This is a genomic window from Citrobacter sp. CF971, assembly GCF_006385635.1.
GTDB classification, from domain to species: Bacteria; Pseudomonadota; Gammaproteobacteria; order Enterobacterales; family Enterobacteriaceae; genus Citrobacter; species Citrobacter freundii.
In genome coordinates this window covers 2,303,896-2,317,830 of the sequence record NZ_CP041051.1, presented here as the reverse complement: position 1 = coordinate 2,317,830, position 13,935 = coordinate 2,303,896, and the positions used below count along the sequence as shown (strand labels likewise).

The following is a 13,935-nucleotide window of genomic DNA, read 5'->3' as shown; positions in this document are numbered from 1 at the left end:
GTGCAGGTTACTTCCCTCAGGGTTTCTTGGTTTAATAGCCGTAGAAAATTCCACATTGAAACAGGGCTTGATAATGCAAAAACTCATCAACTCAGTGCAAAACTACGCCTGGGGAAGTAAAACGGCGTTAACGGAACTCTATGGCATTGCCAACCCCACTCAGCAACCGATGGCTGAGTTGTGGATGGGTGCGCATCCGAAAAGCAGTTCGCAGGTTCTGGGCGCTGACGGCCAGACGGTTGCTCTGCGCGACGTTATCGAGCACGATAAATCCGCACTGCTGGGCGATGCCGTTGCGCAGCGTTTTGGTGAGCTGCCCTTCCTGTTTAAAGTGCTCTGCGCTGCACAACCGCTTTCGATTCAGGTTCATCCTAACAAGCACAACTCTGAAATTGGATTTGCCAAAGAAAACGCCGCAGGGATCCCGATGGATGCGGCTGAGCGCAACTACAAAGATCCTAACCACAAACCGGAACTGGTTTTTGCTTTGACGCCTTTCCTGGCGATGAACGCATTCCGCGAGTTCTCTGACATTGTTGCATTGTTACAACCCGTCTCCGCCGCACATCCGGCTATTGCGCATTTCCTGGAAGAGCCGAGTGCAGAACGTCTGAGCTATCTTTTCGCCAGCTTGCTGAATATGCAGGCTGAGGAGAAATCCCATGCGTTGGCGATCCTGAAATCAGCGCTGAACAGCCAGCAGGGTGAACCCTGGCAAACCATCCGTCTGATCGCCGACGTCTACCCGAACGACAGTGGGCTCTTCTCCCCGCTGCTGCTCAATGTGGTGAAACTCAATCCAGGCGAAGCTATGTTCTTATTTGCCGAAACCCCGCATGCTTACCTGCAAGGTGTGGCGCTTGAGGTGATGGCTAACTCGGACAACGTGCTGCGTGCCGGACTGACGCCAAAATATATTGATATCCCGGAACTGGTCGCCAACGTACAGTTTGTCGCCAAGCCAGCAAACCAGTTACTGACCACGCCGGTTAAGTCTGATGGCGAACTGGACTTCCCGATCCCGGTTGACGATTTTGCGTTCTCCCTGCATGAGCTTACTACCAGTGGCGCAGATATCAGCCAGCAAAGTGCGGCCATTTTGTTCTGCATAGAAGGTGAAGCTGTACTGAGCAAAGGCGAGCAACGTCTGGTTCTGCGACCGGGTGAATCGGCCTTTATTGGTGCGAATGAATCTCCGGTTAACATCAGTGGCGCAGGTCGTTTAGCCCGGGTTTATAACAAGCTTTAGCAAGATACTGATATTTTTAACAACTCTTGCTAAGCTGTAGTAAGTTAAAGACATGTCACTCCTCCAGGCGTCTTCAAACGCCTGGTTTTATTTTATGGATATCAAAATGAAAAAATCGCTGGTAGCTGCGGGTGTGGTGGTTGCGCTGGGTATCGTCTGGACGGGCGGCGCCTGGTACACAGGAAAGAAACTCGAAACGCATCTCGCCGAGATGGTGACGCAGGCAAACGATCAGTTAAAACGTTTCTCCCCTGAGGCGGGTATTGAACTGAGTTATCAAAACTACCAGCGCGGGGTGTTCAATAGCCAACTGCAATTGGTGGTGAAACCAATAGCCGGGCAGGCAGATTCCTGGCTGAAACCGGGGCAAAGTATTGTCCTGGATGAAACGGTGGATCACGGTCCCTTCCCACTGACCCAACTGAAGTCACTGAATCTGGTTCCGGCTATGGCCTCCGTGAAAACGACGCTGGTGAATAACGACGTTACCAAACCGCTGTTTGATATTGCCAAGGGTGAGTCGCCATTTGTCATTAACTCCCGTATCAGCTACAGCGGCGATACCCGTTCCGATCTTTCCCTTAAACCACTGAACTACGAGAAAGGCGACGAAAAAGTAGCCTTCAGCGGCGGGGAATTCCAGTTTACAGCAGACAAAGAAGGTAACGCTGTCTCGCTGACAGGCAATGCGCAAAGCGGCGTGGTCAATGCTGTCAACGAGTATGACCAGAAAGTACAAATGACTTTCAATAATCTGAAGACTGAGGGTTCCAGCAGTATTGCCAGCTTTGGTGAGCGCATCGGCGACCAGAAATTGTCACTCGAAAAACTATCGATCTCGGTCGAGGGTAAAGAGTTGGCGGTTCTGGAAGGCATGGGTATCGATGGCAAATCCGATCTGGTTAACGACGGTAAAACTGTCAACAGCCAGCTGGATTACACGCTGAACAGCCTTAAATTGCAGGGCCAGGATATGGGTAGCGGTAAGCTGACGCTGAAAGTTGCCCAGATTGACGGTGAAGCCCTGCATCAGTTCAGTCAGCAGTATAGCGCCCAAACCAAGGCGCTGATGGCGCAGATCGATGTGGTACAAAATCCTGAGCTTTATCAGCAAAAAGTCACCGAAGCTTTCTTCAATGCGCTGCCGATACTGATGAAAGGCGAGCCGGTTATCACCATTGCCCCGCTGAGCTGGAAAAATGCGAAAGGTGAAACCGCATTTAATCTGTCACTGCTGCTAAAAGATCCGACAGCAAATACTGAGGAACCACAAACGCTGGCTCAGGAAGTGGATCGTTCGGTCAAATCACTGGATGCCAAGCTGACGATTCCGGTCGATATGGCGACTGAGTTCATGACGCAGATCGCCAAAATTGAAGGCTATCAGCAGGAGCAAGCGGCCGATCTTGCGAAGCAACAGGTGAATGGCCTGGCGGCAATGGGTCAGATGTTCCGTATTACAACGATGCAGGACAACGTCATCGGCTCCAGCCTGCAATACGCAAACGGACAGGTTACGTTAAACGGACAAAAAATGCCGCTGGATGAGTTTGTTGGCATGTTCGGTATGCCTTCTCTTGGCGAACCGGATGCCCCGGCTATCCCGCAACAGTAAATACGCGTGACAACAGGCCCGATAACCGTGTGTTTATCGGGCCTTTTTTATTTGGCCACCACCAGACGGGCGGAAAGCGTCAGGTTACGCGAATGACCATCATCGTGCCCAATGCGCTGCAGCATGCGCTCAGCAAGGGTATATCCCATTTCACGCGCAGGCGTGCAGGCCCAAATAATGGGGATATCGTCCAGTGCATTTTCCGCTACATCGGCAAATCCCGCTAAGGAGATCTGCTGTTCGAAATAGCGATCTACGCCAATTTCACCACTCTGACGCCCTGCTCTCATCAGGCCAAACCAGGCGCCAACGGCAATGGTTTCGTTGTAGCACACCACAGCGCTGATCGTTGGGTTACGACGTAACAGCGCGGTTACCTCCTCTGCGGCCTGCTTCTGGCTGGATGAACACTCCAGCACCCAGTCGCTATGAAACGGTAAACCATACTTTAGCAACGTCGTACAATAGCCGCCGACACGCTCTGCGCGAGTCAATGAGGAACTCTGCCCCCCCAACCACGCTATTCGCTGATGTCCGTGGCGGATAAGATGTTCAACCAGCAATTGCGAAGCCTGCATGTTGTCAGGTCTGACGGTGTCGACATCATCCAGGTAGCTTGCCCGAGAAGCAAACACCACCGGTATCCCCTTATCGGCGGCCAGTTGTTGTAGGTCGTCGCTACTGCCGGCAGCCCCGGCGATCACCACACCATCAACCCCTTGATTTAGCAACATAGCGAAACGCTGCGCGAGCTGTTCGCCATCTTTGCCACCATGTAATAAAAAGACCATGCGCCCCTGCGTTTCTAATGCTTCCGTCAGACCCGCCGTCAACTCGGCGTAAAACGGCGTAGAAAGATCGCGCACAATCAAACCAATTACCCCGCTCTGCCCGCCACGCAGCGCCGATGCCTGGCGATTACGCACAAACCCGAGTTGCTCAATAGCGGCATTCACGCGTTCGCCTGTCGCGGATGAAATACGACCTTTTCCACTAAGCACCAATGAGACAGTACTGACCGAAACGCCCGCGGCCAGCGCAACATCATGGATGGTTATTTTTTTGGCTATAGCCATAAAAACGGAAAACTCCCTGATAACGTGACGGATAAAACGTTTTATCAATCACTTATATTTATACGCCCTATTATCGTTCGATAATGTGATTTATACCGCACTAAAATTAGGTAAAACGTTTTATCTTCTCGCCATCATTAGTCAGCTAGCTTTTACGAGGAGTCGTTTGATGACGACGAGAACTACACCAAAAATAACGTTATGGGAATTTTTCCAGCAGTTGGGCAAAACCTTTATGCTCCCCGTAGCGCTACTCTCATTTTGCGGGATCATGTTGGGGATCGGCAGCTCGTTAAGCAGCCATGATGTCTTAACACTGATCCCGGCATTGGGTAATCCGGTACTGCAGGCCATCTTTACCTGGATGAGCAAAGTAGGCTCATTTGCGTTTAGTTTCTTACCGGTGATGTTCTGTATTGCCATACCTCTCGGCCTTGCTCGCGAGAACAAAGGCGTAGCGGCATTTGCCGGTTTTGTTGGTTATGCGGTCATGAACCTTGCCGTCAACTTCTGGTTAACCGCGAAAGGTATCTTACCTACCACGGATGCCGCGATCCTGAAGGCCAACAACGTGCAGAATATCCTGGGGATCCAGTCGATCGATACTGGGATCCTCGGTGCTGTTATTGCCGGGATCATCGTCTGGATGCTGCATGAACGTTTCCACAACATTCGTCTGCCGGATGCGCTGGCTTTCTTCGGCGGCACCCGCTTTGTGCCTATCATCTCCTCGGTGGTGATGGGGCTGGTCGGGCTGGTTATTCCCCTGATCTGGCCGGTTTTCGCCATGGGCATTACCGGGCTCGGCCACATCATCAACAGCGCGGGAGAATTTGGCCCAATGCTGTTTGGTACCGGTGAACGTCTGCTGCTGCCGTTTGGTCTGCATCATATTCTGGTGGCGCTCATTCGCTTCACCGAGGCTGGCGGCACGCAAGAAGTCTGCGGTCACAGCGTGAGCGGCGCACTGACTATTTTCCAGGCCCAACTGAGCTGCCCGACAACACAAGGTTTCTCTGAAAGCGCAACCCGCTTCCTGTCGCAGGGCAAAATGCCTGCGTTCCTCGGTGGTTTACCGGGGGCAGCGCTCGCTATGTACCACTGTGCTCGCCCTGAAAATCGTCATAAAATTAAAGGGTTATTAATTTCCGGTCTTATTGCCTGTGTGATCGGCGGTACCACCGAGCCCCTTGAGTTCTTATTCCTGTTCGTTGCCCCAGTTCTGTATGTGATCCACGCCCTGCTGACCGGTCTTGGCTTCACTGTGATGGCAGTGCTTGGCGTCACCATCGGTAACACTAAAGTAAAATACACCTCATTAAGAATTGAGGCGTAAAAACAGCTATACCTGTCGCCCCAATGGATTACCAAGGAGGTGATGACCAATGTCTGCACATGTTACAATCTTAAGAAATACAGTACTTCCAGTGAAATTCAATACCATGAATCGTCCACGCTTATATTCATATATCCGTTACTCCAGCGAACGACAAGGTAAAGGTAGTTCGATTGAGCGTCAGAAGAGCTACATTGCTGAAATGGCAAAACAGATTGCTACTGAGTACGATCTGGAGATTTTCGAGGAATACCAAGATTTAGGGGTATCCGCGTACAAGGGTAAAAACGTTCAGGAAGGAGCTTTATCGGATTTCATAGACCAAGTTGAATCCGGTTTGATCCCAAAGGGGTCTTTCCTCTTGATTGAATCCCTTGATCGCTTCTCACGCCAGAACGCCATGCAAGCGGTTAACCTTTTCACCAGCTTATTACTTAATGGCATCACGGTAATTACCGGGATTGATAAACAGGTTTACAGACAGACTGAAGTAAACACCGAGACATTGCAGCAACTGATGTTTAGCGTGATGTTGTTCAGCCGTGCAAACGAAGAAAGTTCAACCAAATCACACCGCACCATTGCAAGTGCTCTGTCCAAGATCAGACGTCACCAGGAACGGAAACCAGGTGATCCTGTAGTCGCAATTAAAGAGTTAGGGTCGGATAAATGGTGGACAGATTCAAGTACTGGATATGTCAATCCGCATCCAGTCCTGTTCCCCATAGCAAAAAAAATTATCCAGTTAAAACAAGACGGTTGGTCAAATCGGATGATCCTTCAACATCTGAAAAACAACTACGATGGACCGGTTATTGGCAACAAAAAATCAAAAGGTATATGGAATATGCAGCATTGTTCCAGAATCCTTGAACCTGCCATTTATGGACGAAAAGTAATCACTGTAAACAATGCAGAATACGTTCTGGATGATTATTACCCTGCGATCATCAGCAAAGATGAATATGAAGCGTTAAAGCTCCAAGTTGGAAACAAAGGATTTGCCCCGAATCGCGAGAGTAATCCAGAAATACCATTACTTTCCGGTATTGGTATTTTGCACTGTGCGCACTGCTCATGTTACATGGTTAAGGCTAAATCAACCCTTAAAAACCATCCACATGCTTACCGTTACCAATGTGCATCCAGAGATTTACATCAAGATTGTAATAAGTGGGGATTCAGGGCAAGCACCCTTGAAAGGACGATTTTACAACTAATAGCCGATAGAATATTCTTACAGACGAAATATCAACCATCTGGTTTAGAAGGGAAAATAGCGGACATACAATCGCAAATTGAGAACTATGTATTGGCTATAGGTTCAGCTAAAAGCCCTGAGATCATTAATAGCCTCACTTCGCAAATTGATCAACTAGAACAAGAAAAACAAAGTCTGATAGTGGAAAAAAGACTATACGATGAATCAATCGTGCAAATGAACACTGAAGGTTGGGACAAGTTCAGGAAGTTTGACATTGATGACGCACTTAACCCTTTACGCACAAAAATAAGAGCAAACATTAAGACCGTTATTATGCGCGTAGATTGCTCCAGAATAGATAAGAAACACAACTTGTTTACCATCACATACCGCGATCAGCATAAACAGCGTATCGTTATCGAAAACAACTCAGGCTGGAAGAAGGGTAAGATTTATGTTGAAGCGCAGACTATCAACGATATTCAAATTCTTGAATCTGAAGGTTTGATACTGCATGACCATATTGACATATTGATCAACCGAGACAAGTTCATGACGGAAGCGAAAAAACGACTAGATCATCCCCGAACACTGATCGATGAACTGACGGAATAAAGGTAAGTGTTAGTGCCATTGTAAAATTGCCCCACAGAAATGTTAGCGTAATCCATCGCTATATAGCCATGAATCGCTCTGTATCTTGTCAGAGCGATTAAAGCAGACTTCAGGCATCGTTCAATATAAAACCCCCGTAAAACTTGATACAGAGCGTTGTAGAGCAAGGGTTCAAAATTACATCGTATTCATTCTGTCAACGAACTGTACTTATTGCACCGCTCCTTATCGAAACACCTCTATGGTTGCCGGAAACCCCGCACAAAGTAGATTGTTATGTCTTTCAATCGCAGTATTCAAGACTAACCGCTGCCCGCCGCCCGATGTTAACACCAAGCATATGAACCATTTTAAAACCCTTTAAAAACAATACCCTTCGCATCTTCCCCCTCTTCTCCCCATGTTAATCGATCGTTTTTACAGATCAATTATACGATATTGATAGATTTCATAGATCAATGTAAGATCATGATTCTTCGGTTAGTGTTTCTCGTAAACAAGACTCACGGAATGAATACTCTGTCCACGATGGAGTGCGAAAGAAAGAAGGTATCCAGAATGACAATTCTTATTAAAACGCTAAAAATCATGGCGTCAGGTGTTGTTTTCGTTTCAGGTTTAACCACCGCCTCCAGTACCGTGTATTTCTTGCCAGAGGCAAAATCAATGGGTGTCGCCAGCAGCGACAAAAACGCACTGATGTTTCTCGGGATGGACAGGGATGTAAATCTGAAGGGGATATGCTTCGCGATGACAAAGCAATCCTCATCAATCATTCCGCTGGTAGATATCACTGCTACAACTGATAACGGCAGATTCACGATGCACGGGTTACGCCCTAATGTCAGTGATACTAAAGAAGTCGCTTGTTCCTTCGGGTCCGAAGCTGGTGATTTCTTGACTGGCATTTCGAAGTCAACAGCCGTTAACGTGAAGCTGGATTTCAATGGCGAGATCCGCAATTACAGTTTCGACACCACTGAGTTCGGAAAAATGTTGACTGCCAATGGGAAAAGCGTGTGGGAAAAAGCAGCTAAAGACTACGCTCAGGGAGTACGTGCCCCCGTTTTCTATAGCAGCGGCAGCGAGGCCCCCAAAAACAATAAAGTAACCTCAAATGTCGATACACCCAGTTATGAAGCAAGCGATGAGAAACTTAATGCTGTCTGGAAAAGACTTAGTCCTGAAACACGAAAACGTTTACTCCCTTCTCAAAGAGAATGGATAAAGCAAAAATCCGCCTGCAATAATGAGCAGAAATGTCTTATCGACATGACGAACAATCGCATTCGTGAACTGGAATCTGAACATGGAAAATAATGCGCTGGCTTTGGTTTTAAAAAACGATTGGGTAGCTTTATCTTCTTCTAATGCCTATACAGGAAAATACACGGTCGGACGATTTCACCTGACAGATACGTTTATCATTGAGTATATGAAGTTGATACATGAAATCGAAATACCTGATTCATGGGTCAGTAGCAGTTTCACTAACATACCAGATACCGATACCCGTAGGGTTATGTATATGGAAGGCTGCGATATGTTATCGAAAGAAACAATGAACGAAATTCGTAATACGGTGAAGTCCCCAACAGACAATATGAAAATACACCGCAATGGCAATCATGTTACCAAAATAGAATTCATGGAAGAACGAAATGAAATCACCCTATGAACGTTATATTAAAATAGCAGTCATAACCGTCGCAATAGCCTACGGCATCAATCTCCTTTACGGGCTGACGCCCCCCCCATATCAGCCTAAAACCCCCGAAGTGAAGGCCAAGGTAAATGCTGATACCGTAACTCAGCAACAACCTGAGCAACCATCCAAACCATCGATAATCGATATACTTCCGCGAATGTATACAACAGGGGAAGTTTATGCGCGGTTTGAACAACATGAATTCAGGGCAACAAATGACTTCAAAAAATGTCAGTTAATGGTAACAGGAAAAATAACTGGTATCGGTACTGTTACTTTCAGAAAAAATCCTGTAGTAACATTGGGTATTCCCGGTTCAGATGAAGGCCTGAAGTTCATATTTGAAGATACGAATTACAATAACGATAAAGTTGCTGCATTGAATATTGGGGATCTGATTATAATCGCCGGGAAGAATGCACGACCAGGAACCTTTGGTGGTATCTTTCTTGATGACTCGAAGATAATGACTGATATGATTTCAAAGAAGAAACGACAAATTTTGGTTGTCAATGGTGGCGTTTACGACCGGGAAATTTGCCAGAAGTAGCGTTGTCCTTGCCCTTGAAATGGAGGGGGAGAATCCCCTCCATCACCCCTTCAACAGGTATTGGCGCAAGCAGGAATCGAGTTTGAAGGGAGCTGCATTGCAAATTGTTTTGCGAAGCATCGCCAGTAAGATGGTACTCGAATTGTGCTTCATAACATTAAAGCAGGGCCTGCCCTGCAAAATGACCAATCCCCATAGACAAAAGCATAGCCATGGTACTCCAGAACGTAATTCTTATGATCGCCCTGACAGGAGAGGCTTTACTCAAAACCGAAGATATATAGCCAAGGACTGCCAGTGAAAAAAGGGTGGAAAGGATTATCAACAAAAAAGCCAGTTTCAGAGGGGAGAGCCATGCCACGATTAAGGGTAACACCGCACCAGCGGAAAAACTCAGGGCAGAAAAGACAGCTGCCTGTAGGGGCTGTGCAGAATTTATATCCGTCAACCCCAGTTCTTCACGGGCATGAGCATCCAGGGCATCTTTGACCATAAGTTGCTCCGCAACCTGCCGGGCAAGCTCTGGCTCCAGTCCACGTTGCATATAAAGTGAAGTCAGTTCCCGCACCTCTCCCTGATAATCAGTTTCCAGCTCCCTTTTTTCCTGGGCAAGTGCTGCGTTTTCGGTATCCGCCTGAGATGAGACGGAAACATATTCCCCTGTAGCCATTGACATAGCTCCGGCAACCAGTCCTGCAACACCTGCAAGTAAAACACCGGAAGGACTGCTATTTGCAGATGCAACCCCAAGAACAAGGCTCGCTGTCGAAACAATTCCGTCATTTGCCCCCAGTACAGCTGCCCTCAGCCATCCCACTTTTTCGATACTATGTCGTTCAAGATGCATATATTTTTTCCTTCAAATACGCATACTCATCGGAATTACGGATAAATAGAAAATGCATTGACGGATAAATGCGCGGTTATAGTCTGTTTTAGCCAACCATTACAGGGCATCTTATCCATCATAAACCTACAGCACTATTCGGTAACGGGATTTTTCCTTTGGCTACGAACGGTGAGGAAGATATGCAGCAACCCCATCGCACCATGTGCCCAGAAATAGGTTTCAATAAATACAGTCAGAAACTTATGCACATGCAGGACGGTTTCTGTCAGCACAGGTGACGTGCCAAGAGCAGTATTGAGAGCAAACCAGAATCCACCACATAATGCAACGCCCAATAGTGCAAGTACACCAAGCCCCTGAACCAGAGCAGCAATCCCACCAGCATGAGCTTCAGGAAGACGGAATGATATCAGCATTTTGATATCTTCAACCACACCTCGAAAATCAAGGACCACCCAGGCAAAATAGTAACGAAATCCTCGTTGTGTCAGCATCCATGCAAGCATGACAAACCCAAGGACAATCAGTGATAATCCAGTGATAACATGGAACCATGTTACGAACCCAGTGAGAGTATAGTCACTAAGCGCATCGCTTTCGGTAAGGTTTGAATTAATAATCTGCAATAAAATCAATACAGCTACGATGATATGCAGCACACGTAGAAATGGTGTGTTTTTGTGAGGAAGAGCATTACGTAAATTTTCGTTCATAATTTAGCCACTTTTTTTAAGGTTGGTTGACCACTCAATATTATGCCTTTTTATTAATGATAACCTTAACTTCTCAAAACCAAGATGCACTCAGTAATATCCAAACCATGTTCAAAGGCCCAGTACTCGACAGGTAAATTCAGGTTCCTGAGTGGTTCTTATCGTCGCCAGATAGCCACGAAACAACGCAATGCTGTACAGAATGCTTATATCTGAACGCTTGAAATTCCAAAAGCGACGTGGATCGTACGGCACTTAATCCGACGACCGATGAAGAGTGCAGCCATGACAAAATCCATTCACCAAGCCACATTAGGTGACGTCGGAAATGATCTTCTTACGGCAAAGCACATGGCTTAGAATCCCTGTTCCAGCCTCGAAGAGGATACTGATGATTTATTTGCCGGAAAAAAGCATCTTCATGAGGGTCTCATACCGATGATGAAGACATTACGGGCATCAGTGTGTTAATCAACGGGGAGCAGGTCAATAACTTTTGGTATACTAACTGACTCCAAATATCAAAATTGATGATACAGGTTTTCATGAGAAAGCAACTGGCACACTTATTATGATTCCTTTATCATCATTTCAACGATAACTGCCCCACGGTTCCCATGCTTTTCTGAACGCGAAAAAAACGGAACACTATTTATGAAATATAACCACCTGTTGTCAGATATCGCGCTGTTGTGTTTCCCCCTGTTGGCATTAATGTTGAGCTTTTTCAACCAGAACGCTCAATGGGGGATCAATTCAACAATTGTGTTGATCTTATCCACTCTTCCTTCGTTATTGTTAACAAGTTATGAGATGGTTAAATCTTTGCTCAAACACCAGGTTGGGGTTGATGTCCTTGCGATTATTTCAATGTCTGGTGCACTTTGGATGGGAGAGTCGGCAACGGCAGCAGTGATTGCCGCTATGACCGCCACAGGCAGATTGCTTGAAAGCTATGCTCAGGGCCGTGCCGAACGAGAAATGACCTCTCTGCTTTCTAAAGCACCTCGTTCAGCGAATAGACTTCTTAAAAACGATATTCAGGTTATCCCCGTAGAATCTATTCAGCCCGGTGATTTGCTCTTAGTTAAGCCGGGAGAAACTATTCCTGTAGACGGTCCACTGGTGAGTGCGAGCGCTGTCTTGAACGAATCCTCAATTACCGGAGAATCATTACCCGCCCCCCGGAAGGCTGGTGCACTGATGCTTAGTGGTGCAATTAATGCGGGAGATGCCCTGAAAATGTATGCAGCCCGTTCAGCAAAAGACAGCACGCTTCAGGGTATTATCCGTGTGGTAGAGCAGGCCAGTCAGTCACGTGCGTCAACAGTACGACTGGCAGACCGTTATGCCGTCTGGTTTATCCCCTTTGCCCTTGGCATTGCTCTACTGGCATGGGCCGTGAGTAACGAACCCGTTCGCGCATTGGCTGTGCTGGTTGTCGCAACCCCCTGTCCACTTTTACTGGCTGTACCGGTGGCGTTGGTCTCCGGCATTTCCCGCTCTGCACAGAGAGGGGTACTAATTAAAGGAAGTGCCGCACTGGAGCAACTGGCTCGGGCAGATCACCTATTTTTTGACAAAACAGGGACCCTGACAGGGGGGACTGCAAAACTGACGTCGATTCAGAGCCTTAATCCACATTATACGCAGCAGGATTTACTCAGGCTGGCAGCAAGTCTGGATCAGTTTTCCTGTCACATTATCGCCAGCGCTATTTTACAGGAGGCACATGAACAAGGCTTAGGCTCTTTACCAATACCGGAATCAGTGCAGGAAGTGGCCGGAGCGGGTCTGACAGGAAAAATCAACGATCAGCAAGTATGTATTGGTACATTGGATTTTGTTCTGAGCCACGCCAGAAGTGGTAGCTGGTTTGAGTCCGCACGTCAGCGCTTGTTCATTGAAAATGTGACGGTAGTTGCGATCGCAATTGATGCGGAGTTGGTCGGCTGGCTATTGCTCTCTGATCAGTTACGGCTGGAAACACCAAGAGCTTTGCGCATGTTGCGAAAAGCCGGTGTGCGCGAGATAGTTATGCTGACAGGGGACAGGCAGGAAGTGGCGGACAGTATTGGTACAGGCCTTGGTGTCGATCGTGTTCTGGCTGAACTGACCCCGGAGATGAAACTGGCGCATATATTAGATGCCTCAGACTCTTTTTGCACGATGATGGTTGGTGACGGGGTAAATGATGCCCCGGCACTTGCAGCAGCTGGGGTCGGAGTCGCAATGGGGGCAAGGGGAACCGCTGCGGCAGCAGAAAGTGCTGATATCGTACTGCTGACAGATCAGTTAGACCGATTGGTTGATGCCAGACAAATAGCCAGACTTTCCATGCGTATCGCCACACAAAGTGTCTTGCTCGGAATGGGGTTATGTTGCATAGCTATGGTTATTGCAGCCCTTGGTATGTTACCACCGTTTGAAGGTGCACTTTTACAGGAATTCATTGATCTCCTGGCTATTCTCTCAGCTTTACGGGTGCTGACCTGTCGGGTTACACGCCCACTAGACAAGGCTATAAGTAACCAACAGCTTGAAACATTGAGAAACGAGCACAAGCATTTACAACCTGTTCTTCAATGTTTGGCTGAAGTTGCTGCACGTTTCCCCCTAGCAGATCAGGAAGAGCAACGTATGCTCCTTAAGGAGCTGCATGAACAACTGGTCCAGAAGATCCTGTCTCATGAGCAACAGGATGAACAAGATCTGTACCCTTCATTATCGACAATGCTGGTCGGCGATGACCCCCTTGCTGCTTTGTATCGTAGCCACAAGGAAATATATCAGGAAGTAAGGAAGTTAGGTCGACTCAGTGAACTCCTGCAGAACACAGATGTTTCAGCTGATATTATTCGTGATGTACAACGTTCCTTGTATGGGCTTGAGGCTATTCTGCAGCTACATTTTGCTCAGGAAGAAGAGTTATACAACAGTCTTCAGGCTTAAATCTTATCCACATATCCATGGTGATCCTGCAGATCTCACTATAGGTGTCTTTAACTCCTATTGAAGT

General features: G+C 47.3%; 10 protein-coding genes and 2 pseudogenes. 8 read left to right on the top strand and 4 right to left on the bottom strand.

All coding sequences use genetic code 11. The annotated features are described in order from the left end of the window. Nucleotides 1–73: 73 nt before the first annotated feature. The gene (gene manA, locus E6P06_RS14645) at nucleotides 74–1,249 is read left to right on the top strand and encodes a mannose-6-phosphate isomerase (RefSeq protein ID WP_046670641.1); all 1,176 of its coding nucleotides are present in this window, start codon (nucleotides 74–76) and stop codon (nucleotides 1,247–1,249) included. Nucleotides 1,250–1,355: 106 nt separating this feature from the next. Beyond that, nucleotides 1,356–2,864, top strand: coding sequence for a YdgA family protein (locus E6P06_RS14640; RefSeq protein ID WP_106902831.1), 1,509 nt, complete (start codon nucleotides 1,356–1,358; stop codon nucleotides 2,862–2,864). Nucleotides 2,865–2,911: 47 nt separating this feature from the next. On the opposite strand, the gene E6P06_RS14635 is transcribed toward E6P06_RS14640, so the two are convergent. Beyond that, complete coding sequence (locus E6P06_RS14635; RefSeq protein WP_003843556.1) at nucleotides 2,912–3,940, bottom strand: Mal regulon transcriptional regulator MalI; 1,029 nt, start codon at nucleotides 3,938–3,940, stop codon at nucleotides 2,912–2,914. A 169-nt stretch (nucleotides 3,941–4,109) separates the two neighbouring features. On the opposite strand from E6P06_RS14635, the pseudogene malX reads away from it, so the two are divergent. From malX to E6P06_RS14605, 5 genes and pseudogenes are all read left to right on the top strand, one after another. Continuing rightward, nucleotides 4,110–5,240 (top strand): annotated as a pseudogene (gene malX, locus E6P06_RS14630) (PTS maltose transporter subunit IICB); the annotation flags it as partial. Between the two features lie 85 nt (nucleotides 5,241–5,325). After that, nucleotides 5,326–7,095, top strand: a complete 1,770-nt coding sequence (locus tag E6P06_RS14625; RefSeq protein ID WP_013096884.1) for a recombinase family protein — start codon at nucleotides 5,326–5,328, stop codon at nucleotides 7,093–7,095. A gap of 558 nt (nucleotides 7,096–7,653) precedes the next feature. After that, on the top strand, nucleotides 7,654–8,415 hold the full coding sequence (locus E6P06_RS14615; RefSeq protein ID WP_176450293.1) for a lysozyme inhibitor LprI family protein: 762 nt from the start codon (nucleotides 7,654–7,656) through the stop codon (nucleotides 8,413–8,415). After that, nucleotides 8,405–8,773, top strand: coding sequence for a hypothetical protein (locus E6P06_RS14610; RefSeq protein WP_000429602.1), 369 nt, complete (start codon nucleotides 8,405–8,407; stop codon nucleotides 8,771–8,773). Before E6P06_RS14615 ends, E6P06_RS14610 begins: the two co-directional genes overlap by 11 nt. Further along, nucleotides 8,757–9,353 carry a hypothetical protein gene (locus E6P06_RS14605; protein ID WP_016537359.1) on the top strand — a complete coding sequence of 199 codons (597 nt, stop codon included), beginning with the start codon at nucleotides 8,757–8,759 and terminating at the stop codon, nucleotides 9,351–9,353. Before E6P06_RS14610 ends, E6P06_RS14605 begins: the two co-directional genes overlap by 17 nt. Nucleotides 9,354–9,510: 157 nt before the next feature. On the opposite strand, the gene E6P06_RS14600 is transcribed toward E6P06_RS14605, so the two are convergent. The 3 genes and pseudogenes from E6P06_RS14600 to E6P06_RS27995 all read right to left on the bottom strand — a co-directional run. Beyond that, nucleotides 9,511–10,200, bottom strand: coding sequence for a VIT family protein (locus tag E6P06_RS14600; RefSeq protein WP_000549951.1), 690 nt, complete (start codon nucleotides 10,198–10,200; stop codon nucleotides 9,511–9,513). A gap of 134 nt (nucleotides 10,201–10,334) precedes the next feature. Next, nucleotides 10,335–10,916, bottom strand: a complete 582-nt coding sequence (locus E6P06_RS14595) for a cytochrome b/b6 domain-containing protein (protein ID WP_001004932.1) — start codon at nucleotides 10,914–10,916, stop codon at nucleotides 10,335–10,337. Nucleotides 10,917–11,011: 95 nt separating this feature from the next. Continuing rightward, nucleotides 11,012–11,242 (bottom strand): annotated as a pseudogene (locus E6P06_RS27995) (IS3 family transposase); the annotation flags it as partial. Nucleotides 11,243–11,570: 328 nt separating this feature from the next. Here E6P06_RS27995 and E6P06_RS14590 point away from each other — a divergent pair. Next, nucleotides 11,571–13,868 (top strand): heavy metal translocating P-type ATPase, encoded by a 2,298-nt coding sequence (locus E6P06_RS14590; protein ID WP_016537360.1) that lies wholly within the window; start codon nucleotides 11,571–11,573, stop codon nucleotides 13,866–13,868. Nucleotides 13,869–13,935 lie beyond the last annotated feature (67 nt).